General features: G+C 57.4%; 24 protein-coding genes. 2 read left to right on the forward strand and 22 right to left on the reverse strand.

The features are described from left to right. Positions 1-76: 76 nt before the first annotated feature. The 22 genes from flhB to H1S06_RS01635 all read right to left on the reverse strand — a co-directional run bounded on the left by flhB (position 77) and on the right by H1S06_RS01635 (position 20540). Positions 77-1222 carry a flagellar biosynthesis protein FlhB gene (gene flhB / locus H1S06_RS01530; RefSeq protein ID WP_181736509.1) on the reverse strand — a complete coding sequence of 382 codons (1146 nt, stop codon included), beginning with the start codon at positions 1220-1222 and terminating at the stop codon, positions 77-79. Continuing rightward, the gene (fliR, locus tag H1S06_RS01535) at positions 1222-2001 is read right to left on the reverse strand and encodes a flagellar biosynthetic protein FliR (RefSeq protein WP_181736510.1); all 780 of its coding nucleotides are present in this window, start codon (positions 1999-2001) and stop codon (positions 1222-1224) included. The genes flhB and fliR overlap by 1 nt, the downstream gene beginning before the upstream one ends. 7 nt (positions 2002-2008) lie before the next feature. Continuing rightward, positions 2009-2278, reverse strand: coding sequence for a flagellar biosynthesis protein FliQ (fliQ, locus tag H1S06_RS01540; protein ID WP_181736511.1), 270 nt, complete (start codon positions 2276-2278; stop codon positions 2009-2011). Positions 2279-2287: 9 nt separating this feature from the next. Then, the gene (gene fliP, locus H1S06_RS01545; RefSeq protein WP_328515294.1) at positions 2288-3016 is read right to left on the reverse strand and encodes a flagellar type III secretion system pore protein FliP; all 729 of its coding nucleotides are present in this window, start codon (positions 3014-3016) and stop codon (positions 2288-2290) included. Between the two features lie 5 nt (positions 3017-3021). Continuing rightward, positions 3022-3450, reverse strand: a complete 429-nt coding sequence (gene fliO / locus H1S06_RS01550; RefSeq protein ID WP_181736512.1) for a flagellar biosynthetic protein FliO — start codon at positions 3448-3450, stop codon at positions 3022-3024. Continuing rightward, on the reverse strand, positions 3447-3896 hold the full coding sequence (gene fliN / locus H1S06_RS01555) for a flagellar motor switch protein FliN (protein WP_181736513.1): 450 nt from the start codon (positions 3894-3896) through the stop codon (positions 3447-3449). Before fliN ends, fliO begins: the two co-directional genes overlap by 4 nt. A 21-nt stretch (positions 3897-3917) precedes the next feature. Continuing rightward, positions 3918-4904, reverse strand: a complete 987-nt coding sequence (gene fliM, locus H1S06_RS01560; RefSeq protein ID WP_181736514.1) for a flagellar motor switch protein FliM — start codon at positions 4902-4904, stop codon at positions 3918-3920. Between the two features lie 10 nt (positions 4905-4914). Beyond that, positions 4915-5439: a flagellar basal body-associated FliL family protein gene (locus H1S06_RS01565; RefSeq protein WP_181736515.1), complete on the reverse strand. Its 525-nt coding sequence runs from the start codon at positions 5437-5439 to the stop codon at positions 4915-4917. Between the two features lie 68 nt (positions 5440-5507). After that, positions 5508-7244 carry a flagellar hook-length control protein FliK gene (locus H1S06_RS01570; RefSeq protein WP_181736516.1) on the reverse strand — a complete coding sequence of 579 codons (1737 nt, stop codon included), beginning with the start codon at positions 7242-7244 and terminating at the stop codon, positions 5508-5510. A 53-nt stretch (positions 7245-7297) separates the two neighbouring features. Next, a complete protein-coding gene (gene fliJ / locus H1S06_RS01575) occupies positions 7298-7744 on the reverse strand; it encodes a flagellar export protein FliJ (protein WP_181736517.1) in 447 nt (148 codons plus the stop codon). Positions 7745-7760: 16 nt separating this feature from the next. Then, positions 7761-9140 carry a flagellar protein export ATPase FliI gene (gene fliI, locus H1S06_RS01580; RefSeq protein WP_181736519.1) on the reverse strand — a complete coding sequence of 460 codons (1380 nt, stop codon included), beginning with the start codon at positions 9138-9140 and terminating at the stop codon, positions 7761-7763. Between the two features lie 23 nt (positions 9141-9163). Next, positions 9164-9913 carry a flagellar assembly protein FliH gene (locus tag H1S06_RS01585; protein ID WP_181736521.1) on the reverse strand — a complete coding sequence of 250 codons (750 nt, stop codon included), beginning with the start codon at positions 9911-9913 and terminating at the stop codon, positions 9164-9166. Next, positions 9913-10917, reverse strand: coding sequence for a flagellar motor switch protein FliG (gene fliG, locus H1S06_RS01590; protein ID WP_181736523.1), 1005 nt, complete (start codon positions 10915-10917; stop codon positions 9913-9915). The genes H1S06_RS01585 and fliG overlap by 1 nt, the downstream gene beginning before the upstream one ends. Then, positions 10907-12595, reverse strand: a complete 1689-nt coding sequence (fliF, locus tag H1S06_RS01595; RefSeq protein ID WP_181736525.1) for a flagellar basal-body MS-ring/collar protein FliF — start codon at positions 12593-12595, stop codon at positions 10907-10909. The genes fliG and fliF overlap by 11 nt, the downstream gene beginning before the upstream one ends. Before the next feature lie 22 nt (positions 12596-12617). Next, positions 12618-12968 (reverse strand): flagellar hook-basal body complex protein FliE, encoded by a 351-nt coding sequence (fliE, locus tag H1S06_RS01600; protein WP_181736527.1) that lies wholly within the window; start codon positions 12966-12968, stop codon positions 12618-12620. Between the two features lie 190 nt (positions 12969-13158). Further along, positions 13159-13788, reverse strand: coding sequence for a 3'-5' exonuclease (locus tag H1S06_RS01605; RefSeq protein WP_181736529.1), 630 nt, complete (start codon positions 13786-13788; stop codon positions 13159-13161). 5 nt (positions 13789-13793) lie between these two features. After that, positions 13794-15620: a putative nucleotidyltransferase substrate binding domain-containing protein gene (locus H1S06_RS01610; RefSeq protein ID WP_181736531.1), complete on the reverse strand. Its 1827-nt coding sequence runs from the start codon at positions 15618-15620 to the stop codon at positions 13794-13796. A 92-nt stretch (positions 15621-15712) separates the two neighbouring features. Next, on the reverse strand, positions 15713-17491 hold the full coding sequence (locus H1S06_RS01615; RefSeq protein ID WP_181736533.1) for a sodium:solute symporter family protein: 1779 nt from the start codon (positions 17489-17491) through the stop codon (positions 15713-15715). A 27-nt stretch (positions 17492-17518) separates the two neighbouring features. Next, entirely contained in the window at positions 17519-17779 is a 261-nt protein-coding gene (locus tag H1S06_RS01620; RefSeq protein ID WP_181736535.1) for a DUF4212 domain-containing protein, read from the reverse strand. Between the two features lie 114 nt (positions 17780-17893). After that, positions 17894-18400, reverse strand: a complete 507-nt coding sequence (locus H1S06_RS01625; RefSeq protein WP_181736537.1) for a hypothetical protein — start codon at positions 18398-18400, stop codon at positions 17894-17896. Between the two features lie 94 nt (positions 18401-18494). Beyond that, positions 18495-20273, reverse strand: coding sequence for a sodium:solute symporter family protein (locus H1S06_RS01630; RefSeq protein WP_181736539.1), 1779 nt, complete (start codon positions 20271-20273; stop codon positions 18495-18497). Positions 20274-20279: 6 nt separating this feature from the next. Next, positions 20280-20540, reverse strand: coding sequence for a DUF4212 domain-containing protein (locus tag H1S06_RS01635; RefSeq protein ID WP_181736541.1), 261 nt, complete (start codon positions 20538-20540; stop codon positions 20280-20282). A 303-nt stretch (positions 20541-20843) separates the two neighbouring features. Here H1S06_RS01635 and H1S06_RS01640 point away from each other — a divergent pair, with 303 nt between their 5' ends. After that, positions 20844-23327 (forward strand): PAS-domain containing protein, encoded by a 2484-nt coding sequence (locus tag H1S06_RS01640; protein WP_255482857.1) that lies wholly within the window; start codon positions 20844-20846, stop codon positions 23325-23327. 29 nt (positions 23328-23356) lie between these two features. Beyond that, a protein-coding gene (locus H1S06_RS01645; RefSeq protein WP_407658761.1) for an IS3 family transposase occupies positions 23357-24900 on the forward strand; the annotation gives its coding sequence in 2 pieces (ribosomal slippage) (positions 23357-23825 and positions 23825-24900; 1545 coding nt in all). The last annotated feature ends 43 nt before the right edge of the window (positions 24901-24943 follow it).

Below are 24943 nucleotides of genomic sequence, written 5' to 3' on the forward strand. Positions count from 1 at the left end.
CATTTTCCAGCGCGCAAATGATGTTTTTTTGACATCCTGCCTGCATATATGAAAAGACATGCAAGAAATCCGCCAATTATTCCTCGGCCTCGCGACGATACTCTTCAGGAATTTCCAAATCTCCGTCACGCAAGGGCTCGGGGGCATCTTCCAGATGCTGCTTGTGCCGCTTGAGCTGGAACACGTAGGCCAACACCTGCGCAACGGACTGATACAGTCCTGCCGGAATCTCGTCACCGATTTCAGCGGCATGGAACAGGGCCCGGGCCAGTGGCGGCGCCGACAGCAGCGGCACATCGTGATCCTCCGCAACTTCGCGGATTTTCAAGGCGACAAAATCAGCCCCCTTGGCTACCACCCGAGGGGCACCACCGCCCTGCTGATCATACTTCAGGGCAACCGCATAGTGGGTCGGGTTGGTAATCACCACATCCGCTTCGGGCACTTCGGTCATCATCTTGCGCTGGGCAATTTCACGCTGCAACTGGCGGATACGCCCCTTCACCTCGGGCTTACCCTCCGTATTTTTCATTTCATCCTTGACCTCTTGCAGAGTCATCTTCAGCTTTTTGTTGTAGTCGTACAGCTGAAAGGGCACATCAATAAGCGAGATGATAATCAGGGATAGGCTCATTACCAGGAAGGACCATCCCAGGATCTGTAGCGCATGCGCAATCGCCGGCTCAACGGCCTCTTTCGCCAGCGCGACCAGATCAGGCCGATCCAGCCACAGCACCATCACGGCAAAGGCACCAACCAGCAAAAACTTGGCCAGCCCCTTGAGCAGCTCGATCAGCGCTTTCAACGAGAACATCCGCTTGAGACCACTGAGCGGATTGATCCGGCTCCCCTTGGGCAACAAGGCCTGACCGCTGAAGTTCCAGCCCCCCAGTGCAATGGGGCTCAGCAACGCCGCCAGCAGAGTCAACAGGTAAAAGCCCCAAAGACTCAGAAACCCCTCGAACAGCGCCTCGCCCAGATGCGTAAACATGCGGGCCGGGTCGAAAATATCCTGGCGATCCAGACTGAAGCTTTCCACCATGATGTTGATCATGCTGCCAGCGACCTGCCCGCCAAACAGCAGCGCCGATGCAGCGGCAGCCAACAGCAACACCGTCGCCGATAGTTCTCGCGAGCGCGGTATATCGCCTTTCTCGCGCGCTTCTCGCAGCCTTTTTTCCGTCGGTTCTTCGCTTTTTTCCTGCCCGGTCTCTTCTGCCATTACCCCTCCACCGCCAGCAAGCCGGATACGGTCTCAAGCCACTCGATGGCAAAGACCTGATAATGACTGAAAAAGCCGGACAGGCTGGCCCAGATAATGAAAATACCCATCAACATGGTAAACGGGAAACCAATGGCAAATATATTCAACTGGGGAGCGGCCTTGGTCATGATGCCAAAAGCGAAGTTGACGATCAGCAACGCTGTCACCGCCGGCAAAGCCATCAGCAGCGCGGCCATGAACAGCCAGCCACCAGACAGCGCCATCTGCCACAAAGTCGCCTGGCTGAGCCCACCCGCCCCAACCGGCAACACATAAAAGCTCTGCGCCAGTATTTCGATCAGCACCAGATGACCATCCATGCCCAGAAACAGCATCATCACCAGCATCAGGTAAATCTGTGCCACGATTACCACGCTGACGCCATTGGCCGGGTCTGTCATCGAGGCAAAGCCAAGCCCCATCTGCATCGCCATCATCTGACCACCGGCCACGAAGCTTTGCAGCAGGATATTGGCGGAAAACCCCAGTAGACTGCCGATCAGAACCTGCTGCGCCACCAGAATCCAGCTGTGCAGCGATAACCCGTCAAACAGCGGCATGGCCGGCAACACCGGCACCAGCAGCACGGTCACAGCCAGCGCCAGCCCCAGACGCAAACGCATGGGTAGCATTTGCGTGCCGATAATCGGCATCGCCATGAAAAAGGACATCACCCGAAACAGGGGCCAGAGAAAGGCGTTTACCCAGTGTTCGATCTGCAGCAGGCCAATTTCCATTGTCGGCCTACGAGATCAAATGGGGAATATTGAAGAACAGGTAGTTGAACAGATCCGTAATCCGGCTGACGATCCACGGGCCTGCCCACATCACCGCCAGCAACGTCACGATCAGGCGCGGCAAAAAGCTCAGGGTCTGCTCATTGATCTGGGTCGCCGCCTGAAAGACCGAGATGACCAGTCCCACGGCCAAAGAAGGGCCGACGATGACCGCGACAATTACCACGATCAGCCAGAGCGCCTGGCCAAACAGATCGAGCGTCATTCCCGGATCCATGACTGCCTCCTATACGCCGAAACTGGCCGCCAGCGTCCCGACCACCATAGCCCACCCATCCACCAGCACAAACAGCATGATCTTGAACGGCAGGGAGATGATCACCGGCGACAGCATCATCATGCCCATCGCCATCAAAACACTGGCAACGACCAAATCAATCACCAGAAAGGGGATAAACAGCATGAAACCGATTTGAAAGGCGGTTTTCAGTTCGCTGATGATAAAAGCCGGGATCAGGACCGTAAACGGAATGTCTTCGGCTCGGGCAACCGGAGCCGTTTCGGAAATGCGCATGAACAGCCCCAGATCGCTCTCCCGTGTCTGGCGCAGCATGAACTCGTGAAAGGGTACTCCCGCAGCCTGAAAGGCCTCCAGCGGCGCCATTTCCTCGGCCATGTAAGGCTGCACTGCCCGTGTATTCACCTCTTCCAACACCGGCGACATGATAAACAGTGTCAGGAACAGCGACAGGCCGATAATAATCTGATTGGAGGGCGTTTGCTGCAAACCCAGTGCCTGACGCAAGATCGCGAATACAATGATGATGCGGGCAAACGACGTCATCATCATCAACATCGCCGGCAGGAAGGTCAACAGCGTCATCAAAGCCAGGATCTGGATGGTCACGCTGTAGCGCGTCCCGCCCTCGTCGGTTACCAGCGTCACGGCCGGTATCCCGGTATCCGCCAGCACCAGTCCGGTCGGTACCAGCAACAGCAGTAGCGCTACCCATATCCGACTCACTGCGAACCTCCGCGCCCCAGTACCTGCTGCAGACGATCCGCAAATGCGGCGCCACGCACCGCTTCCGAATCCACCACGGGAGCGTCGAAATGCTTCAGCAGGCTGACCCGACCCGGCGCCACTCCCAGCAGCAGCTGTTCCTGCCCCACCTGTACCAGCACCGCCCGTTCACGGGGGCCCATCGGCAACGCAGCCAGTACCTTCATGCCCTGTCCACTGGCGGCGGCACCGTTGACCCGTTTAACCAGCCAGCCCAGCAGCATGATCAAACCCACCACCAGCAACAGCCCCAGGCCAAGCTGCAGCAGACTGCCCCAGGACAAGGGGTCAGGCAGATCGGCTCCGGGCGCCTTGGGCACCTTCTGCTCGGCGGCGTGGATGCCAACCGAAAATCCGATCAGCAGCAGACAGAGCAGTGGTCTCATTTCAACCGCCGAATACGTTCCTGAGGGCTGATCACATCCGTCAGCCGAATACCGTAACGGTCATTGACCACGACGACTTCACCATGCGCGATCAACGTACCATTCACCTTGACGTCCAGCGGCTCCCCGGCCACCCGATCCAGCTCGATGACCGAGCCCTGACTCAGCTGCAGCAGGTTGCGGATGGCAATTTCCGTTCCACCGACTTCCATCGTCAGCGTGACCGGAATATCCAGAATAACATCAAGCTTGGGGTCCGTTACCGGCACCGAGTCATCCTGCAACTCATCCAGCTCGACACCCTGCGCCGAGGGCGCCGCCTGTGACTGAACATCATCCAGCAGCGCATCGGCATCAACGCCCGCCTGCCCCGTTTGCTCTTCCAGCGCGGCAGCCCACTCGTCAGCCAGCGCCTGTTGATCCTGATTGTTGTTCTCGTCGCTCACGATTTTTCTCCGCTGGCCGACTCAGTCAGAGCCCGGCCGCTTGATGGGGTCCTTTATTTTGACAGCCAAGTTGCCGCGCGAAACACCCAATTGACAGTTGAACAGCGGAATGCCATTCGCATTCAGCTTCAGGCTGTCGGGCATTTCCACCGGTATGATGTCACCGGCCTCAAATTCCATGACATCACGCAGGGTCAATTCCCGCTCGGCCACTTTCAGATCCAGCTCCAGCGTTGCCATCATGATGTCGCGACGCAGGGCTTTCAGCCAGCGCTCGTCCTTCTGTTCTTCGGTATTCTGGACGCCGGATAACAGTTGATCACGCACCGGCTCCAGCATCGCGTAGGGCATGGTAATGTGCAGCTCGCCGGTACCGCCTTCCAGATCGATCTGAAAGGTACTGACCACCACCACCTCTGTCGGATTCACCGCATTCGCCATGGCGGGGTTGACCTCATGCCCCACATGCTCGAAGTTCAACTGCATCACGGACCGCCAGGCATCCTCAAGATCCGCGAACAGCTGCTGCAACGTTTTATGCACAATACGGGTTTCGGTTGGCGTAAACTCGCGCCCTTCAATCTTGGCATGACGCCCATCTCCCCCGAAAAACTGGTCAACCAGGCGGAATACCAGCCGAGCGTCCATAATGAACAGTGCCGTACCGCGCAACGGATGTGCCTTGACCAGACTCATGCTGGTGGGGACGTAAAGGGTATGGATATAGTCGCCGTACTTCATCACCTGAATACCGCCGACAGTCACATCGGCCGTACGGCGCAGCAGATTGAACAGGCTAATGCGGGTATGGCGGGCAAAGCGCTCGTTGATCATCTCCAGCGTGGGCATGCGCCCACGCACGATGCGCTCGTGACTCGCCAGATCATAGGGCTGGATGCCATCTTCCGATGCCGAATCGGCGTCTTCGTCGGTATCGACATCACCATCATCCACACCATGAAGCAGCGCATCGATCTCGTCCTGGGAGAGCAGATCCTTGACCGACATCTAGTTCATCCTACTGCATGACAAAGTTGGTAAAAAGAATGGTTTCGACTCCAGGGTTGCCGAGCTTTTCCTGCATGATCGATTGCACCAGCGCCGTCGCTTCACTGCGCAGGGCGCGTTTTCCTTCGATACTTTGCAGATCTTCAAACGCCTGCGACCGGAGCAGTTCGTCCAGCCGCGCCACCACCAGAGGCATATGCTGCTTCAAGGCCTCATCCACTGCCGGGTTACGGCTTTTGGCTTCAATGAATGTCTGCAGATAATGCTGCCTTTTGTCGACCGACTGCAGCATGACAACAAAGAAGGGTTTCCCTTCCAGCATCCGTATCTTGGTATAAATGGCCTCGCTACGAACCGGTTCAACAGCCGTATCTGCCGCCTCGGCTCCACCCTTGTCCGACAGTAAAACATAAGCGGCCCCGGCACCACCACCCAGCAGCAGAATCGCTCCCAACACCAACAATATAATCAGTTTTTTTCTGGAGCCCTGGCCGCTATCGACCGATCCGTTCTCTGCTGTTTCTTTGGTCGCCATTCACGCCTCCACCGGTTTGGCCATCCTCCTGATCAGGCGTCTAATATAACATACTGTCAGCGCCAACCTCAGGCGTAATAATCGACCAGCCCCGCTGCCAGCATGTGCAACGGCTGTACCTCCAGCTCGTCTCCTTCCTGCCCTCCGTACCCCCCGGCCTGTTGCCCCGAGGCCTCGGCCTGTTCACGCTGATCCGAGTGCTGGCGACGCGCATCATCAGATACAGAGGAATCCTGCAGGTTCAGCCCCTGATCCGCAAACATCTCCCGCAAGCGCGGCAACTGCTGCTCCAACGCATCTCGTACCGCCGGGCTGGCACTGGTGAAGCTGACACTGACCTGATCCTGCCCCTGTAAATGAACCCGAATCTGCATCGCTCCCAGCTCGGGCGGGTCCAGCTGAATATGTGCAACCTTTGGCCCGTGCTGCGCCATCATGATCGCCCGCTCGCCTATCTGGCGCCCCCAACGGGGTTCCGCCAACTGCTGTTGCAAGCGCTGCTCAAAAGTCGATTCCGGCCGGGTACTCGAAGCCGGAGCCGTATCGCCCGCACGCATCAACGAGGCCGTTGCGGCAGCCTGACCATCCTGCCGTGACGATTGTCCCGAGGTGCCGGCATCGCCGCCCTCACTGCCCGCTGCAACATTCATCTGGGCGGACTGAGCGGCAATATCCTGGCGCGTTGCCAAGAGCTCTCCCACGGGACGCGTATTTTCAATTCGAGACCCCGGCGTCAATACCACCGCAGCCTCCTTGCCGACCTGGTCGCCGCCCTCGGCCACCGGCAGGGTGGCGGCCAGAACACTTTGCTGCCGTGACGGGTTCACCACCTCTTCCCCCGCACTCATGCCCACATCAGAGACGGCACGAGTCGCAACCGCTGCGTTGGCGCCGGTCGTCCCCCCGCCCTCTGCCGCCAGCACCTGTCCTCGGGTCACCTCCAAACTGACTGACGTCTCCGGCTCAATCTGAGCGGCACTGACCGCACGCGGCGTAACCGCCGCAACCGGACCGTCACTCTCCGCTCCACCCATGACACCCGCTGTCTGCGGTATGGCTGCGATCTCGACTCGACTCACTTGGGCAACAGCGCCCTCAGTCTGTACTGGCGCTAAGGGTGACTGCACGGGCACGACTGGCGGTGTCGGTGCAACCTGTGGTGAAGGTGACGCCGTGACCGCGCCACCTGTCGCATTCGCCGCCAGCACAACCGGCGTCGCCGGCTGATTCACATCCACCGCCGCTTGATTCGAGACAGCCCCCGGGGTCAACGGACGCACTCCGAACGGCCTCTTGCCATCCTCTTCTGTCGGCATTGACACCTGCCGCCCCGGCGTTGACTCCTTCACTTCCGTCCTGATCCAGGCTTCAGCCTGCTCGGCTGTCGCTGCCGGCTGCTGACCAGGCACAGCGCTTGCCGCTACAGGCGCGGTCGACGCTGGAGCCGGTACAACGGCAGGATTCGCATCAACCTCGGTCCCGCTGACCTGCACTTCACCCTCCGGCTCGACCGGCGGCCGAACCTGTTCGTCCGTCTCCTGTTCAGCGGATACAGACGGCATCGACGCACTGTCCTCAGTTGCCACCAGCCCATCAGATACCTCGTCCGGCAAAGGCTCGCCTGCGGGAGGCAAGGAGTTACCGTCTGGCGCGACCGACGCCGCTGCGGATCGAGCCTGCAAAGAGCCCTGCAGTAACTGGTTAAAGCCACCGACAACTCCCTCCGAAGCCAGCAGAGGCGAGGTCTGGGGAAGCCCCAAATCCAGCGGCAGGGATACCGTTGAACCGGTTTTCATAATGGCCATGACGCATTCCTGTAAAGAGGGAACTCAGGAACAAGCAAATTGAATGCCAAAGATTAAATATAGGAGGGTCTTACATGCTGGGAACGCTCATCCAGTTCCTGCTGCAGCTTACGCTCCTTGACGCGAGTTTCGTCCATCCGTGCCTTTTCGACCAGGCGCTCGATTCCCTTTTCCCGCGCATACGTCTGCTGCCAGTACGCCTGCACCTGCTGCACTTGCTCCCGCGCCTGCAACAGGGCCTGCTCCTGCTGCTGCATGGTGTCGCTTATTTTCTGCATAAAGGCCTGGCGCGCCTGCAGCGCTCCGATATCAACACCCTGACGCCCGGTAGCCGTGAACTGCTGCTGGTACTCACCCAGATAGTTCTCCAGTTGCACAATGCCCTGCTCGCCCTGACTGACCCGCTGCCGCGCTTCGGCCAGAAAACGCTCGGCCTCACGCCGCTTACGCTCGGCAACCGCCAGTACCACTTCCAACCGCTGTGAACGCTGTCTGCTCATGCCTTACCTCCCCCGTTTACGGTGTACGCCGCAATGCTGGCCCCTGTGGCGCACCGATCGGCGCCTGAGGCGGTGGCGACATGACCATCGCCAACTCCTGTATGCACCGCTGCATCGGCATGGGCTCGTTCATGCCCTGCTGCAGGTACGCCCGAATCGCCGGCAGCATATCCATCGCACGATCGGTTTCCGGGTCGCTGCCGCGAGAATAGGCACCAACGGCAATCAAGTCCGCATTCTGCTGATAGCGCGAGTACAGGCGTTTGAACTGCAGCGCCAGATTCAGCTGATTGGCATCCACCACCTGCGGCATTGCACGACTGATCGACGCTTCAATATCGATCGCCGGATAATGCCCCTGCTCGGCCAACCCCCGTGACAGCACAATATGCCCATCCAGAATCGCTCGAGCCGAATCCGCCACCGGGTCCTGCTGATCATCCCCTTCGGTCAGCACGGTATAGAAAGCGGTGATGGAACCGCCTCCCGTCGCGCCGTTACCGGCCCGCTCGACCAGTTTCGGAAGTTTCGCGAAAACCGAAGGCGGGTACCCCTTGGTTGCCGGGGGCTCTCCTACCGCCAGCGCGATTTCACGTTGCGCCTGTGCATAACGTGTCAGAGAATCCATCAACAGCAACACATTCTTGCCCTGAGCACGGAAGTATTCCGCGATACGGGTCGTCAGTTGCGCCGCGCGCAGGCGCATCAGCGGCGAATCATCGGCAGGGGCCGCGACGACGACCGACCGGGCCATACCCTCCGCCCCCAGGCTGTGGTCGATGAACTCACGCACTTCTCGCCCACGCTCGCCGATCAGCCCGACAACCGTGATTTCCGCTTCGGTAAACCGAGTCATCATGCCCAGCAGCACCGACTTGCCCACACCACTGCCGGCAAACAGTCCCAGTCGCTGACCGCGCCCGACACTGAGCAAGCCGTTGATCGCCCGGACCCCGACATCCAGTGTCTGCTCGATGGGGTGACGATGCAGCGGATTGATGCTTTCTCCCTGCAGCGTCACCATATCATCCGGTCGCAAAGCGCCCTTGCCATCCAGGGGCCGCCCAATGCCGTCAATCACGCGCCCTAACAACCCGAACCCTACCGGTACCAGACTGGCACCAACTCTAGGGCGTACGGCGGCGCCAGGCGCCAGACCATCAACACTGTCCAGCGGCATCAGGTAAATACGATCACCGGCAAAACCCACTACTTCGGCTTCAACGCTGTTGTGCCCCTGCAGCGACACCAGACAGTAATCTCCCAACGCAACCTTGAGCCCAACCGCTTCGAGCGTCAGGCCGATCAGACGCGTAACACGTCCCTCCACGTCCGGGCGCGGAAGCTCATATTCACATTGCAGATAGCGTTTGAGACGCTGGTCGAGATCGGGCACAGGCAGGGTCCAACGAAGCGGGTTCAGGATGCCGAGGCGTCCGGGGTCTGAATTAAACGAGCCAGCAACTGCTCCGCTACCTGGCGAAAACGCTGCTCCGTCTGATAGTCGACACTACAGCTGCCACTGTCAACCCGGCAGCTGCCCATCGACAGGGTCTCATCAGCGACCAAAGACAGGTTGAGATCATCCACCAGCGGTGCCAGCGCCTGCTGCTGATCCGGGTGCACGCTGAGAACAATTTCGCCACACCCATCCGGCAACTGTGCCAGCGCTTCATGCACGCTGGCATGCAGATGTTCTATATTCAGGCTAAGCTCGGCCTTAACGGCCGCTTCCGCCAGTGCGATCACCAGCTGGATCAGGGTCGATTCAAGCGATTCACGCTGCAGCTCCAGCGGCTGCTGCAATTGCGTCAGCAACTCTTCCAGCCGTCGGGTACGCGCATCGATCTCGGCCTGACCCGCCTCCAGGCCCTGCTGCAGCCCTTGCTCGTGCCCTTGCCGCTGCCCTTCTTCCTGCCCCTGCTTCAAGCCTTCGGCATAGCCCTCCTGCCGTGCCGTTTCACACAACTCCTCCCATTGCGAGAGTGTCAGCTTTTCGGCAAAAACCTCTTCTTCGACAACGGCAATGTCCAGCTCATCCAGCGGCAGTGACGGTTTGCGGGCCAGAGCCTGAACCACCGGTGCCGTCCCCCCCACATCCGGAGGCAACCAGCGCTCCACAGGGCCTGCGTCAGCGGCTCGTATACGAGCCGGAGGGTCCCCCTTCATCAGATCATTTCCTCACCGGAGCCGCCCAGCAAGATCTCGCCCTCATCGGCCAGGCGACGTGCGACTGTCAGAATCTCCTTTTGTGCCTCTTCCACTTCGGATACGCGTACCGGCCCCTTCGCATCCAGATCATCACGCAGCAACTCGGCGGCACGCTTGGACATGTTCTTGAAGATTTTTTCCTGCAAAGAGGTATCCGCTCCCTTGAGCGCCAACACCAGACTGTCCGTGGAGATCTCACGCAGAATGACCTGAATGCCTCGATCATCGACATCCGCCAGGTTCTCGAACACGAACATCAGATCAGCAATTTCACCGGCCAGGCTTTCATCGTTGTCACGAATACCCTCCATCAACTCCGCTTCCAGCGAAGATTCCATGAAGTTCATGATATTGGCGGCTGAACGAATCCCGCCCAGGGTACGGGACTGGCTGGCCTTGCTGCCGGTGAACTGACTTTCGAGCATATCGTTCAGTTCCTGCAGCGCCTGCGGCTGAATCCGATCCAGCGCAGCGATACGCATCAGGACCTCCAGCCGGGCCTTTTCGTCAAAGAAGGACAACACCGCTGCCGCCTGATCGGCATCCAGGTACGCAATCACCACGGCCTGAATCTGCGGATGCTCATAGCGCAGCGCTTCGGCCACCTGTCGCGGATCCATCCAGCGCATGGTATCCAGCCCGGAAGTGTTGGTACTGAACAGAATGCGGTCGATCAGCGTCTTTGCCTTTTCCTCGCCCAGAGCCTGATTCAGCATCGCTCGGATGTAGCGATCGTTGTTGATCCCTATCCCCGTTTGATCACTGACGACATTCATGAAGTCCGACACCACCGCTTCCACCCGCGACTGGGGGACATTATCCAGCTGCGTCATCGCTTCACCGATGCGTTGCACTTCCTTGGGCCCCAGGTGCTTGAGGATTTCGGCCGCATCCGATTCGCCCAAACTGATCAGCAAAATGGCCGCCTTCTGGATATCCGTGAGTTCGGTTTCATCGGTCATGATCGATCACCCACTGACGTACCGCTTGTGCCACTTTTTCCGGATCCTCCGCCACCATGCTGCGAATGGCATTCAATTGATAATCAAAACTTTCATTCGGGGTCGGCAGTACACCTCGGCCACCACTGCTACCGCCCAGCGTGACCTTGTCGTCCGCCACACCGCCCCCTTCCAGGCCTTCCAAATCAGCCGAAATTTCACCGGCCGGCCCCAGGCTCAGCGGCTCCTTCTGCTTGCCGGCATCCGCCAGGCTTCTCAGGATCGGTCGCAGCACGCCCAGAATCAGCAGCAGGACAAACAAACCGGCCAACACTTGCTTGGCCAAGTCCCAGAACCAGTCCTGCTCCCAAATGGCAGGTTCTTCCATATTAATCGGTTCTGCCGGCACGAACGGCGAGTTGATAACCGTCACGCTGTCACCACGGACCGCTGAATAGCCGACCGCATTGCGCACCAGCGCCTGCAAGCGCTGCAATTCATTTTCGGACCAGGGCTGGCGCTGGCTTTCACCGGTTTCAGCGTCAATTCCCAGCAGATCATCCACCACCACGGCAACACTGATGCGCTTGACGACACCAGTCTGGTGGCGGGTATAACTCAACGTACGATCCAGCTCGTAATTGCGTACTGCCTGTTCACGGCTGGATCCCTTCGCGGCCTGTAAGGCAACCGCGCCTTCCGCTCCGCCCACCATTTCTTCCGGAACGGCATTCGGCCCCGGCGGCTGATTGGACAGGGCTCCGGGCACCCCCTGAGCCGGATCACCGGATGCCCGGCGCTCATCCAGGGTGCGTTCACTGCGCAGCGCCGGCAGATCGGGGTTGTAGATTTCATCGGCCTGCTCGACTTCAGTGAAATCGATCTCGGTTGACACCTCGGCTCTGAAATTGCCCAGTCCCAGCACCGGCTGCAGTATGCTGTTGATTCGATTGACCAGAGTTTGTTCGATTTTGCGCGTGTACTCCAGCTGCTTGGCCGCCAGAACCACGTCTTCGTCCTGATCACGGGTATTGAGCAGACGGCCCTTCTGGTCCACCACCGTGACATCCTCGACCGCCAGCTCGGGTATGCTGGAAGCCACCAGACTGGCTATGGCCACCACCTGGTCCCGCGCCAACGTACGACCGGAAAACATCTCGATAAAAACGGAAGCACGGGGCTTGCGCTGATCTCGCACAAACACCGACTCTTTTGGCAAGGCCAGATGCACTCGTGCCGCCCGCACCGACAGCATGCTGCTGATCGTCCGGGCCAACTCACCTTCCAGACCACGCCGGTAACGCGCATTTTCCATGAACTGGCTGGTCCCCAGCCCCTGATCCTGGTCCAACAACTCAAAACCGACGGTTTTGTCGGCAGTAAAACCTTCGGAAGCCAGCTTAAGGCGCGCCTGATGCACATGCTCTTCAGGCACCAGGATGGCACGTCCATCAGCATCAAACTTGTACGGAACACTGAACAGCTTCAGCTGCTCGATCACCTCGTTGGCGTCGGCAAAATTGAGGTTGGAGAACAGAACGCGATAATCCGGCTTTTGCGACCAGAGCACTACCGCGAAACCGATGGCAATGCTGGCCGCCAGCCCGACCATCAAACCCAGTTGTCGCAAAATGCCCAAACTGTTGAAGCCGGACATTAAACTGCCCTTGTTGCCCGCCTGTGTTGCCGAATTTTCCATTCAATCCTAACCGTTGGCTGCCTTAGATCGGCATTTTCATAACATCTTCATACGCCGTCACCAGACGGTTCCGTACCTGAGTCATCGCCTGAAAAGAGACCGATGCCTTCTGTGCCTGAATCATGACCTGAGGCAGATCGACAGAGGGATCTCCCGCTTCATAGGCATTGCGCAGCCGCGAAGCTTCCTGCTGATGTTCGTTGACCTTGTCCACGGCCCCTTTCAATAATTCAGCAAAACCACTGCTGTCGACACGACTGATCGCCGGCGTCTCAAGCTCCGGCCGGGCCATCGGGGCCACGCCCTGCTGCATCTCGGCTCTGATCGAACGCATCTGTGACAGCAGACTGTTGATATCCGCACGCTCAACCATGTTCTGACTCCCTGTGGCAATATTTTGACATTATAGAGACTGTTACTTGTGCATCAAGCAAGGCGGCCATGAAGTCGACAATATACTGACGCAATATGACGTTTATCCACGTCATTCAGGCCTTTCGAAAGAAAAGCAGCAAAAAGCGGGCCAAGTGCCCGCTTTCTATATCCTGCCCGAGTTGAAACACTCAATAACTGGTGTTGGGGATAACGCCATATTTCAGACGCACATACATCAACGCAACCGTAATCGCATCCCCCAGTGCAGTGTGCCGTTCCAGCATGGGAATATCCAGCTTGCTGGAGATGGTGTCAAAGCGCAGATCGACATCCCCTCCCACATGCTTCCACTTGATGATGTCATGGTACACATGAGACAGCTCTATCGCCTTGTTGGGCAAACCGAAACCGTAACGAGGGCGGATAAACTTGTCCAGTACACGAATATCGAAGTTGACGTAATACCCCAGAATCGGACGGTTGCCGATAAAGGCCAGCAACTGCTCCAGAGCGTCATCCAGCTCAATGCCATCCGCCAAATCACTGGCGCGAATCTTGTGGATCTTGATCGAATCGCCACTCAGACTTTTCGGCGGCTTCAGTTTGAGATCCAGACGCTCGCTGGTGATAACCTTGCGCCCCTTGATGCGCACGGCACCAATCGACAGAATCTCGGCCTGTTTCACATCCAGACTGGTCGTCTCACAATCCAGCGAAACAACTTCGTCGCCCTTATAGGTCTCGAACAACTCGGACCAGGGGCCTTCCCGGTGTTGACGCTTTTCGGTCAACCGCCGAATGGAGCGCGGGATGATCATGTTGCCTAGCCTCCCAAATGGTAGCGCTGTGCCAAGTGTTTCTTGAATCCCTTCACCACATGCAAGGCATCGCGCAGCAAATCACGCTCCAGCTTGTTCAGCTGCTGAAGGTCTATCTGGTTGGGGGTCGGGTCAACACCATCGTCCGCTTCTTCCGTACGCTTGATTTGCTGACGCAAACGCAGCTGGATGAACAGTGCCAGGGCTTCGGACAGGTCTCGCCCATGCTGCTCGCGCACCACCCCCTGCTCTATTAACTGCTCGATACGCTGGAACGTATTGGTCTTGATAATGCGCTGTTCCAGCGCCAGTGTACGAACCCCGTGCACTATCGGGAAAATCCCTCCCTTCTTGATATCCAGGCGATCACGATCCTTGAGGTTACCGAAAAAAGTCAGCGGAGTATCAAACTCCACCGCCGCACGAGCAAAGTGGGAGAAAAACACGTCGTTGTTACGCAAGTGCCGCAGAAACCAGTTCCGTGCCACCTTGAACAGGGCTTCGTTCCCGGCCACCGGCTTGGCATCCACGGCTATCGCCAGCTTCATCAAGGCATTGCCCTCACAGGTGTCAGCCCAGTCACTCATTTTTTGGGTCCAGTCTCCTACCGAGTTGACCCACTCGGGATTGGAAACCATGATATTGCCCGGGCAGGGCGGAAAGCCGAACGAAATCAAAGTGGCACTGAAGCGCTCCATGGTTGCCTGCTTGTCGGCCCAGGCCAGATTATCGCGGAACAGCAGCGCGTTATCCTGATCCGTTTTCATAATCTGTTCCGCTCGCCCTTCCGACCCCATTACGATCAGGCATACATGCGGCTGCATATCGGCCGGCACGGTCAAATCAAACAGTTTGGCAATGATGCGACCATTCATGGCGGCCAACAGATCCATGGTGAAGCGAATCTTGACCCCGGTGGAGATCAAGGCCTTGATCAGCTCATTCAGCCCCAATGCAGCCTCGCGCAGCTGATCAATACTGGCAGCCCGCTCAATGCGCAAGCCGATCACATGAGAGTGACTGGAGAAATAACTGAGTACATCGGTCAGCTCGACAACCCCGACCATCTCCTGCCCGGACAACACGACCACGCGCTCAATTTGCTGCTGGGTCATCATGACCAGTGCGTTGAAAAGATAATCTTCATGGTCGATGGTCACCAGGCGGTAGCTGGCAATCTCGGACACATCCGTTTCCAGCGGACGCTGCTCAAGCACCACCGCATCCAGCAGGTCGGTCCCTGTGACCATTCCCAACCGCCCGCCCTTGCGTGCCAGCACACAATCCGCCTTCTTGTGCCGCATCAGCTCAGTCGCTTCTCTGATGCTGACTCCCTGCTCCACCACCAAAGGGTCACGTACCGCCGCATCCGTGATTTTAGCCAGCATGAATTCGGCCATATCCTGATTGCCGCCATGCTGGGCAACAATTTCGCGCTTGACCGCCAGGTTTTGTTGAAAGTAATCCGCAAACTGAGCATTGGATGCCATCAGTTCCAACAGGGTACGTGTTGGCAGTATGTGACAAATGCTCTCTTCTTCCGCCACGAAGTTATGGATCGCCGTACCTCTCAGTGCCGACCAGCCACCAAAATAGTCTTCGTTTTCATAATGAACAAAGATATGCTGCGCGGCTTCATTCTCGCTGGATGCCTCGCTTTCACTGACACGCCCCTTGAGAATGATATACACACCCTCGGGTACATCACCGGCGGCAATGACCGTCTCTCCCTGCTGGTAATAGGCAATATCCAGATGAGTGCTCAACAGGCGCTTTTCACCCTCGTTCAACAGGCTGAACGGAATGTTATCCATCTTGAAGGTATTCGGCATGCAGCTGTCCTCCTTTCCCCGCTCCCTGACCCAACAGGGGGCATGTCCCGCCATACGGACATGCCCCCATGCGCATTCACTGCGGGACCGGATTAATGTACTTGAGCACCTTCAGCGCCACGGGGAATTCGGATATCTTCAACGATATGTCTGATTTCCTGCGGCGGCTCAGGCGTCATGCTGGCAACCACCATGGCGACGACAAAGTTCAGCACCATGCCGACGGTACCAAAGCCTTCCGGAGAAATACCGAACCACCACTGATCCGCCGTTCCGCCCATGAACTTGAAATAGACGATATAGCCGATGGTGCTGATCAGACCCACCAGCATGCCCGCCACGGCACCCTGAGTATTCATGCGAGTGCTGAAAATACCCATGATAATGACCGGGAATACGGACGAGGCCGCGAGCCCGAACGCCAGCGCCACAACCTGTGCCACGAAGCCAGGCGGGTTGATGCCGAAATACCCGGCGATGATGATGGCCACAATCGCAGCCATACGGGCATACATCAGTTCCTGTTTGTCGGAAATGTTCGGGTTAATGGTTTTCTTCATCAAGTCATGTGATATCGATGTCGAAATCACCAACAGCAACCCTGCTGCCGTTGACAACGCCGCAGCCACCGCACCGGCCGCAACCAGCGCTATTACCCAGTCCGGCAGGTTGGCCACTTCCGGGTTGGCCAGCACCATGATGTCCCGGTCCACGTAAACTTCACTGGCGTTGTCCGACGGATTGATCGTCAGTCGTTCACCATGAGCACCACGCTCGTCCACTTCATTATAGAGCGGCTTGCCGCCTTCAAAGGCGTCACCCGCCGAATAGTGCACCTTGCCGTCGCCGTTTTTGTCGACCCAGGCAATCAGCCCCGACTCTTCCCAGTTTTTGAACCAGCTCGGCATCTGCGCATACTCGACGCCGGCATTGTCCTTGCCGTTCAGTGTTTCGATCAGATTCACGCGCCCAAAACCCGCTACCGCCGGTACGGTGGTGTACAGAATGGCGATAAAGATCAGTGCCCAACCAGCAGAAATGCGCGCATCCTTCACCCGCGGTACCGTGAAGAAACGCACAATCACGTGCGGCAAGCCGGCAGTACCACACATCAACGCCGCCGTCATGAAGAACATGTCGATGGTTGTCTTGTTGCCCTGCGTATATTCAGAGAAGCCCAGCTCAATCGACAGGTCGTTCAATGTGGTCAGCACCGACTTGCCGCTATCCAGCGTCGCACCCAGACCACTTTGTGGCAGCAGATGGCCGGTAACCTGCATGGACAGAAAAATGGCCGGCACCATGAAAGCCAGAATCAACACACAGTATTGTGCCACCTGGGTGTAGGTGATCCCCTTCATGCCCCCCAGAACCGCATAGAAAAACACGATAATCATGCCGACGACCACGCCGGTCTCAATATCCACGTGCAAATAGCGCGAGAACACGATGCCTACCCCGCGCATCTGCCCGGCTACGTAGGTGAACGAAATAACGATGGTACAGATCACGGCAATGGTACGTGCCGTGCTCGAATAATAGCGGTCCCCCACGAAATCGGGCACCGTAAATTTGCCGAATTTGCGCAGGTAAGGTGCCAGCAGCAGTGCCAGCAACACATAGCCGCCGGTCCAGCCCATCAGGTAAGCGGCCCCGTCACGACCGATAAAGGACACAATCCCCGCCAGGGATATGAAAGAAGCTGCCGACATCCAGTCTGCAGCCGTTGCCATGCCGTTGGCCACTGGCGGAACCCCGCCTCCAGCCACGTAAAATTCCTTGGTTGATCCTGCACGGGCCCAGATCGCGATGCCGATGTACAGTGCAAAGGAGCCACCAATAAAAATATAGGTGAGCAAGTCGAGACTCATAATAAAGCCGTCCTTAACTTATTATTGTTATTCGTGCACGTCGTACTTTTCATCCAGCTTGTTCATGCTGAACACATAGGCCCAAATCAGGCCGATGAACACATAGATCGCTCCCTGTTGTGCAAACCAGAAGCCAAGGGGAAAGCCGAAAAACTGAATCTGGTCCAGCTCATCGACGAAGAGAATGCCGCAGCCATAGGAGACTGCGAACCAGATGACCATATAGGTCGAAATGATCCGTATATTTTCACGCCAGTATGAACGGGCGCTTTCGCTTTGCTCAGACATGACACCATCCTGTTGTTGTTATTTGAGGTCACCGCCCTGTGGGTAAGCTTGAATCTAGCAAACCCGGGAAACTAAAGGTGCCCCGACTTTAGTCGGAGCCTATTCACACGAGCATCAGCGACACAGATAGCGCCGCAAAGGGGCCCCCCGTTCCAATAGCTGCAGGCTTCCGGCCAGAGGCTGGCCGCTCTCGTTCAGGACCAGCATTTCGCCGCTGTTGCAGTTCAACAGGCGCAGCTGGTGTTCAACCTGATCAACATAACTTTTTTCAAAACGGTAATGGACAAACTCCACCACCGAATCACCGGCAATCAGACGCTGGTGAATACTGTTACGATCCACCACCGAAAAACTCACCGTCATTGGCTTCAGATACGTCCAGGGCCGCCAGACCATGCTGCTGCTCTCACTGGCAACCACTTCCGCCGTTTCCGGAAGCTGTGAGCGCTTGAAATCAAACCAGGTGTACTCAATGTAGATCTGGTATGACAACATACCGATCCCGGCACAGGCCGGAATAATCCATTTGGGAAGTTTTTTTCGGCTGAGCAGTCGCAGAATCAAGGCGATTCCCGCCGCGCCCAAACCGGCAAATACCGTTGCTACCAGATTCCAGATCATAGTGTCTCTGTCCTGAAAAACGTCGGGCTTCCGTCTGGAAGCCCGATTAGGATCACGCCTTGTCAGACATCACATGCCTGCCGAGGCATTCCGCTTAGTGGTCAACAGCGGCGCCAGCCCCTTTCGGGTAACGCACGCTTTCAACCAGTTCCTGGATTTCAACCGGCGGCTCTGCGGTCATGTAAGACACGGCGAAAGCCACCACAAAGTTGATCATCGCACCGATCGCACCGAAGGACAGCGGGGAAATCCCCATGATCCAGTTGTCCGGTGTATTGGCGAGAGTATTGGTTTCCGGAATGAAGAACCAGCCCAGGAAGGTGAAAATATACACCAGTGTAGAGACCAGACCTGCCAGCATGCCCGCAACCGCACCACGGTTGTTAACCCGCTTGGAGAAAATCCCCATCATCAGCGCAGGGAAGATGGAAGCCCCTGCAATACCGAATGCCAGCGCTACTGTCTGGGCCGCAAAGCCCGGTGGGTTAAGCCCGAGCCAGGTCGCCACCAGAATCGCAACCGCCATGGAGATACGCGCCACGGTCAGCTCACCTTTCTCGCTGATATTCGGGTTGATCATGTTTTTGATCAAATCATGTGATACCGCCGATGAAATCGCCAGCAACAGACCCGCAGCAGTCGACAGTGCAGCCGCGATACCACCCGCCGCGATCAGGCCGATAACCCAGCTGGGCAAACGTGCGATCTCCGGGTTTGCCAGTACCAGAATGTCGTTGTTGACCTTAAGCTCGCTGCCGTTCCAGCCGCGCTCTGCAGCCGTGGCCGCGAAGGTCTCGTTTTTATCGTTATACATCTGGATACGGCCATCGCCGTTTTTGTCTTCGAACTGAACCAGTCCGGTTTCCTCCCAGGTTTTAACCCACTCGGGGCGCTCGGAGTATGCCAGTGCAGGCTGTTCCGTACCCTGTGGATAAACAGTCGAAATCAGGTTCAGGCGCGCCATGGAACCAACCGCCGGAGCCGTCAGGTACAGCAATGCAATGAAGACCAGTGCCCAGCCGGCAGACCAGCGTGCGTCAGCCACTTTCGGCACGGTGAAGAAGCGGATGATAACGTGCGGCAAACCCGCCGTACCGATCATCAGTGACAGGGTGAACAGCACCATGTTCAACTTGTTATCCACATCCGCGGTGTAGTCACGGAAGCCCAGATCACGTACCACCATATCCAGTTTTTCCAGCAACGGTACCGCGTTGGCAGCGCCTTCTACGGTGTAGTCTCCGAACATGCCGAACATCGGAATCGGATTACCGGTAAGCTGCAGAGAAATGAATACCGCCGGAATAGTGTAGGCAATGATCAGTACTACGTATTGGGCTACCTGGGTATAGGTGATCCCTTTCATGCCACCGAATACCGCATAGAAAAACACTACCGCCGCCGCAATCCAGATACCGGCGGTGCTGCTTACTTCAAGGAAACGCGAGAAGGCAACACCGGCTCCGGTCATCTGACCGATAACGTAGGTCACAGACGCCACAATCAGGCAGATAACCGCCACCAGGCGAGCACCTCGGCTGTAGAAACGGTCGCCGATAAAGTCGGGCACCGTGAACTTGCCGAACTTGCGCAGATAAGGTGCCAGCAGCATGGCCAACAGCACGTAGCCGCCGGTCCACCCCATCAGGAAGGAGGAGTTGATATAACCGGCCGACAGCAGCCCCGCCATGGAAATAAAGGATGCCGCCGACATCCAGTCAGCCGCAGTGGCCATACCGTTGGCAACCGGGTGAACCCCCCCGCCGGCAACGTAGAATTCTTTGGTCGAGCCGGCACGCGCCCAAATGGCAATACCGAAGTAGAGCACAAAGGACGCACCGACAAAGATAATGTTGATTGCAAATTGACTCATACCGGCTTACTCCTCAAGACCCATCTCTTTATCGAGCTTGTTCATTCTCCAGGCGTAGAAGAAAATGATGCCGATAAAGCTCAGGATTGAACCCTGCTGGGCGAACCAAAAGCCCAAGTCCGCACCACCGACCGGAATGCCCGAAAGCATGGGGCGGAGCAGGATACCGCAGCCGTAGGACACGAAAGTCCACACGACCAGGCTTCCCAGAATCAAACGCAGGTTCGTCGACCAGTATTGAGCAGCTTTGGATTTATCGTCTGCCATGGTGTTTCTCCGATTTCTTGTTATTGGAGCCGAGAAAATACACTCTGATCTTGCATAAAACAGGGGCGCAATAAAAACCCCGACTTTAGTAGAACTGTTTATTGCAAAACTGGAACATTTTAATCTTTCCCATATAAAACAATGGGTTGTTGATAAAACTCACAGGCATCTTTCCCGCCATATACGACAATAGTCAAGTATCGAAACGCCCTCGTTTTATCCTCGCCAGCCCGTCTCGCTCCATTCCTTCATTACAGCGCCGCAACCACGGGTTAGAATCACCGGTAAAACCTGAAACGAGAGATGCCCTCCATGTTGTCCGGCTGGTCTATCATTCTGATTTCCCTTGCCTACCTCGGCCTGCTGTTTGCCATCGCCTACTTTGGCGATAAAAGCAGTGCCGGCAAGCAGTGGGCCAGCAACCCCGTGGTCTACTCCCTGTCGCTGGCGGTCTACTGTTCCAGCTGGACCTTTTACGGCGCTGTCGGTCGTGCTGCCTCCACCGGTTGGGAATTTCTGGCGACCTACCTGGGACCTGTCATCGTGTTCCTGCTCGCCATGCGGGTGATTGAAAAGATTTTCCTGGTCAGCAAGCAGCAGAACATCACCACAATTTCGGATTTCATCTCCTCCCGCTACGGCAAAAGCCAAAGCCTGGCAGTGCTGGTCACGCTGATTGCTGTGCTGGGCACGATTCCGTATATCGCGCTGCAGCTGAAGGCCGTCGCGATCAGCTATAACGCCTTGGCACCCGGCGCCACCGAGGCTCTGAGCAAGGGCAGCGATACCGCGCTGTTTGTTGCCCTGTTAATGGCCGTTTTCGCCATCCTGTTCGGCACCCGCCATATCGACGCCACCGAGCACCATGAGGGCCTGGTACTGGCAGTAGCCTTTGAATCGCTGGTCAAGCTGGCCGCCTTCGTAGCGGTCGGGCTGTTTGTGGTATTCGGACTGTTCGAGGGCATGGATGATCTGGCCTTCCAGATTCAGGCTCAGCTACGCTATAACGCCAATTTCGATACCACTCTCAATACCGGCTTTATCACTGAAATAGTACTCGCCTGTGCCGCTGCCATCTGCCTGCCGCGTCAATTCCACGTCAGCATTGTGGAAAACACCCGCCGCCGCAACCTGTTCACCGCACGCTGGCTGTTCCCGCTTTATCTGATTCTGATGGCGTTGTTCGTGCTGCCCATCGCCACCGGCGGACTGGTCACCTTTACAGACGGCCAGGTGGATGCCGATACCTTCGTCCTGATGCTGCCATTGGAGGGCGGCTCGGAAAAGCTGGCAACACTGGCTTTTATCGGCGGACTCTCTGCCGCCACCAGTATGGTGATCGTCGCCAGCATCACGCTGGCAACCATGGTCTGCAACGATATTGTCATGCCGCTTCTGTTCCGCATCTCCTGGCTGCACCTGTCACGTTCAAAAGACATGGGGGCCCTGTTGCTGCGGGTACGCCGCATTACCATCTTCTGCTTGCTGCTGATGGGCTACTTCTACTACCGCATTCTCGGCGATCAGGGCCCTCTCGCCTCCTTCGGCCTGCTGGCGTTTGTCGCCGCTATCCAGTTCCTGCCCGCCATCGTTGGCGGCATTTACTGGAAGGGCGGCACCCGACACGGAGTGCTCGCAGGCCTGTCGGCCGGCTTTCTGCTCTGGATCTATACCCTGGTACTTCCGACGCTGAATTCGGCTCGGCTGATTCCCTACCAGTGGCTGCCCCAGTTGGCCGGCAACGACAGCTGGTTCAGCCCGACCAGCCTGTTCGGACTGACCGGACTCGATCCGCTGACTCACGGGGTGATCTGGAGCCTGGGGGTCAACGCGCTGCTGTTCGTGCTGGTCTCCCGCTTTGCCTCCCAGCGTCTGGTCGACCGCATTCAGGCCAGTGCCTTCGTCAACATCTCAGCCAAGGGCATCGCCGACCCTTCTCGCCATTTCGGGCAGGTCACCGTGGGTGATCTGCAGATGCTGAGCGAACGCTTTCTGGGCATGAACCGGACACGTCAGGCCTTCAGCAGCTTTGATCAAAAACAGGGTGACGGCCCGCCCATGGCTGCCGAAAAGGCCAGCCCGGACCTGATCCAGTACACCGAACGCCTGCTGGCGGGTGCCATTGGCGCCTCATCCGCACGCATCGTGATGGACTCGACGCTGCGCGGCAAGGAAATGGAGATCGGCGATGTCGTCACCATTGTCGATGAAGCGTCGCAGGCGCTGCGTTTCAACCGCTCATTACTGCAGTCCACCATCGAGAATATCAGCCTGGGCATCAGCGTGGTTGACCAACAGATGCGACTGGTCGCCTGGAACCGCCGCTATATTGAAATGTTCAACTACCCTGAAGGCCTGATCTGCGTGGGACGCCCCATTGAGGAGGTTTTCCGCTACAACGCCATCAAGGGCGAATACGGACTGGGCGATGTGGAATATCAGGTCCGCATGCGGCTGGATTCGATCAGTTCAGGCGCACCGCACTCCTACGAACGTCACCGTCCCAACGGAACCGTGCTGGAAGTACGTGGCAACCCCATGCCCAATGGCGGCTACGTCAATACCTACATGGACATCACCGATCACAAGCGGATCGAGGAAGCCCTGCGCGAAAGCGAACAGAATATCCGCATCTACACTGACAATGTGCCGGTTCTGATTGGCTATCTGGACCCTGAACGCCGCTTCCTGTTCATCAACAAGGCCTACGCCGATGCCTTCAAACTCGACCGACACACTATTGCCGGTGTTTCGGCACGCGAAGCCCTGCCCTATGTGTCAGCGTAGTTGTCGCCTGAAAATTTCAGAGGACAACCATGCCCCACTATTCACCGGAACGTAAGGAAGCCATCCTCCAAAAAATGGCGCCGCCTCACAGCATGACAGTAGCCGAGCTGGCTCGTCAGGAAGGCATCAGTACCGCGACCCTGTACAATTGGCGTAAAGCCGCCAGAGAACGAGGTGCCGTTTTGCCATCCAACTCAGCCGCCCCGGACAAGTGGAGCAGCGAAGAAAAATTCCGCATGGTGCTGGAGACCGCTCCGATGAGCGAAGCGGAGATCGGCGAATATTGCCGCCAGCGCGGTGTGTACCCGGAGCAGATCGAAGCCTGGAAGGCGGCCTGTATGGGCGCCAATGCGCAAGCAGATGAGCAAGCCAAACAGCATCGCCAAGCGACCAAGGCCGAGCGCAAACGGATCAAGCAGCTAGAAGCTGATCTACGCCGCAAGGAGAAGGCGCTCGCGGAGACGGCCGCGCTGCTAATACTGTCAAAAAAAGCAGAGGCGATCTGGGGCCCCAAAGACGAGGACGAATGACCAGCCTCCCGGATCGCCAGCATGCCGTTAGTCTGATCCAGGAGGCTCAGAGCAACGGTGCTCCGCTGGTCAAGGCCTGTGCCTTGCTAAACCTGAGTGTGCGCACCTACCAGCGCTGGACGGCGAATCAGTTGGTCCATGCGGATCAACGACCGATCGCGCCCAGACCTGCACCGCATAACAAGCTGTCAGAGCAGGAGCGTGAAGCCGTGGTATCGCTCTGTAATCAACCGCGATATCGCAGTGCCCCGCCGGCGTTTATTGTGGCGGATCAGCTGGATCAAGGGCGTTATCTGGCGTCGGAATCTACGTTCTACCGGGTGTTGCACGAATACGATCAGCTGCATGCCAGAGGCCGGCAGAAACCGCCTGAGCGCAAACGCCAGGCAACCACACATGAAGCCAGCGAGCCTAATCAGCTCTGGTGCTGGGACATCTCCTGGTTGCCTGGACCTGCCCGTGGCACCTGGTTTTACCTGTACCTGATGATGGATGTCTACAGCCGTAAGATCGTGGGCCACGAAGTCTACGCGCGTGAAACCGGAGAACTGGCCAGCGAGTTCGTCGAAAAGGCCTACTGGCGGGAACATCTGGCCGCCCGATCCAAGCCGCTGGTGCTGCACTCTGATAACGGCAGCCCCATGAAGGCCGCGACGTTCCTGGAAAAGCTGTACGACCTGGGCATTACCCCCTCGAACAGCCGACCTCGCGTCAGCAACGACAACGCCTACTCGGAGTCACTGTTCAAAACCCTGAAGTTCCGACCGGCGTTCCCGGTGAATGGCTTCAAGACGCTCGAAGAGGCACGGCATTGGGTGTTGAAGTTCGTGCGCTGGTACAACACCGAGCATCGGCACAGTGCTCTGAAATACGTGACACCTGAGCAGCGTCATAACGGCGAGGCCGAGTATATCCTGGCGCAACGCAAACGGGTTCTCGAAGTCGAGAAGGCCAAGAACCCCCAACGCTGGTCAGGTGATATCCGTGACTTCAGCTTGCCGGAGTCAGTCACACTGAACCCGGAAAAGGCGGCGAGTTTTTAAAGAGCTGATAACTTATACGCGACAACTACGTTGACAGTTACCG

Origin of the sequence: Marinobacterium marinum (assembly GCF_013868415.1) — a bacterium.
In the GTDB taxonomy this organism is placed as follows: domain Bacteria; phylum Pseudomonadota; class Gammaproteobacteria; order Pseudomonadales; family Balneatricaceae; genus Marinobacterium; species Marinobacterium marinum.

What these genes read in the sequence shown, in the direction of transcription:
- H1S06_RS01640 (WP_255482857.1), top strand. Translation starts at nt 20,844, where the DNA reads ATGCCCTCCATGTTGTCCGGCTGGTCTATCATTCTGATTTCCCTTGCC.
- H1S06_RS01625 (WP_181736537.1), bottom strand. Translation starts at nt 18,400, where the DNA reads ATGATCTGGAATCTGGTAGCAACGGTATTTGCCGGTTTGGGCGCGGCG.
- H1S06_RS01630 (WP_181736539.1), bottom strand. Translation starts at nt 20,273, where the DNA reads ATGAGTCAATTTGCAATCAACATTATCTTTGTCGGTGCGTCCTTTGTG.
- fliR (WP_181736510.1), bottom strand. Translation starts at nt 2,001, where the DNA reads ATGGAAATTGGCCTGCTGCAGATCGAACACTGGGTAAACGCCTTTCTC.
- fliJ (WP_181736517.1), bottom strand. Translation starts at nt 7,744, where the DNA reads ATGAGCAGACAGCGTTCACAGCGGTTGGAAGTGGTACTGGCGGTTGCC.
- fliQ (WP_181736511.1), bottom strand. Translation starts at nt 2,278, where the DNA reads ATGGATCCGGGAATGACGCTCGATCTGTTTGGCCAGGCGCTCTGGCTG.
- H1S06_RS01610 (WP_181736531.1), bottom strand. Translation starts at nt 15,620, where the DNA reads ATGCCGAATACCTTCAAGATGGATAACATTCCGTTCAGCCTGTTGAAC.
- fliE (WP_181736527.1), bottom strand. Translation starts at nt 12,968, where the DNA reads ATGGTTGAGCGTGCGGATATCAACAGTCTGCTGTCACAGATGCGTTCG.
- H1S06_RS01585 (WP_181736521.1), bottom strand. Translation starts at nt 9,913, where the DNA reads ATGAAGGGGGACCCTCCGGCTCGTATACGAGCCGCTGACGCAGGCCCT.
- fliF (WP_181736525.1), bottom strand. Translation starts at nt 12,595, where the DNA reads ATGGAAAATTCGGCAACACAGGCGGGCAACAAGGGCAGTTTAATGTCC.
- H1S06_RS01605 (WP_181736529.1), bottom strand. Translation starts at nt 13,788, where the DNA reads ATGATCATCCCGCGCTCCATTCGGCGGTTGACCGAAAAGCGTCAACAC.
- H1S06_RS01615 (WP_181736533.1), bottom strand. Translation starts at nt 17,491, where the DNA reads ATGAGTCTCGACTTGCTCACCTATATTTTTATTGGTGGCTCCTTTGCA.
- flhB (WP_181736509.1), bottom strand. Translation starts at nt 1,222, where the DNA reads ATGGCAGAAGAGACCGGGCAGGAAAAAAGCGAAGAACCGACGGAAAAA.
- H1S06_RS01635 (WP_181736541.1), bottom strand. Translation starts at nt 20,540, where the DNA reads ATGGCAGACGATAAATCCAAAGCTGCTCAATACTGGTCGACGAACCTG.
- fliM (WP_181736514.1), bottom strand. Translation starts at nt 4,904, where the DNA reads ATGTCGGTCAAGGATCTGCTCTCCCAGGACGAGATCGATGCGCTGCTT.
- H1S06_RS01565 (WP_181736515.1), bottom strand. Translation starts at nt 5,439, where the DNA reads ATGGCGACCAAAGAAACAGCAGAGAACGGATCGGTCGATAGCGGCCAG.
- H1S06_RS01620 (WP_181736535.1), bottom strand. Translation starts at nt 17,779, where the DNA reads ATGTCTGAGCAAAGCGAAAGCGCCCGTTCATACTGGCGTGAAAATATA.
- fliG (WP_181736523.1), bottom strand. Translation starts at nt 10,917, where the DNA reads ATGACCGATGAAACCGAACTCACGGATATCCAGAAGGCGGCCATTTTG.
- H1S06_RS01570 (WP_181736516.1), bottom strand. Translation starts at nt 7,244, where the DNA reads ATGGCCATTATGAAAACCGGTTCAACGGTATCCCTGCCGCTGGATTTG.
- fliO (WP_181736512.1), bottom strand. Translation starts at nt 3,450, where the DNA reads ATGAGACCACTGCTCTGTCTGCTGCTGATCGGATTTTCGGTTGGCATC.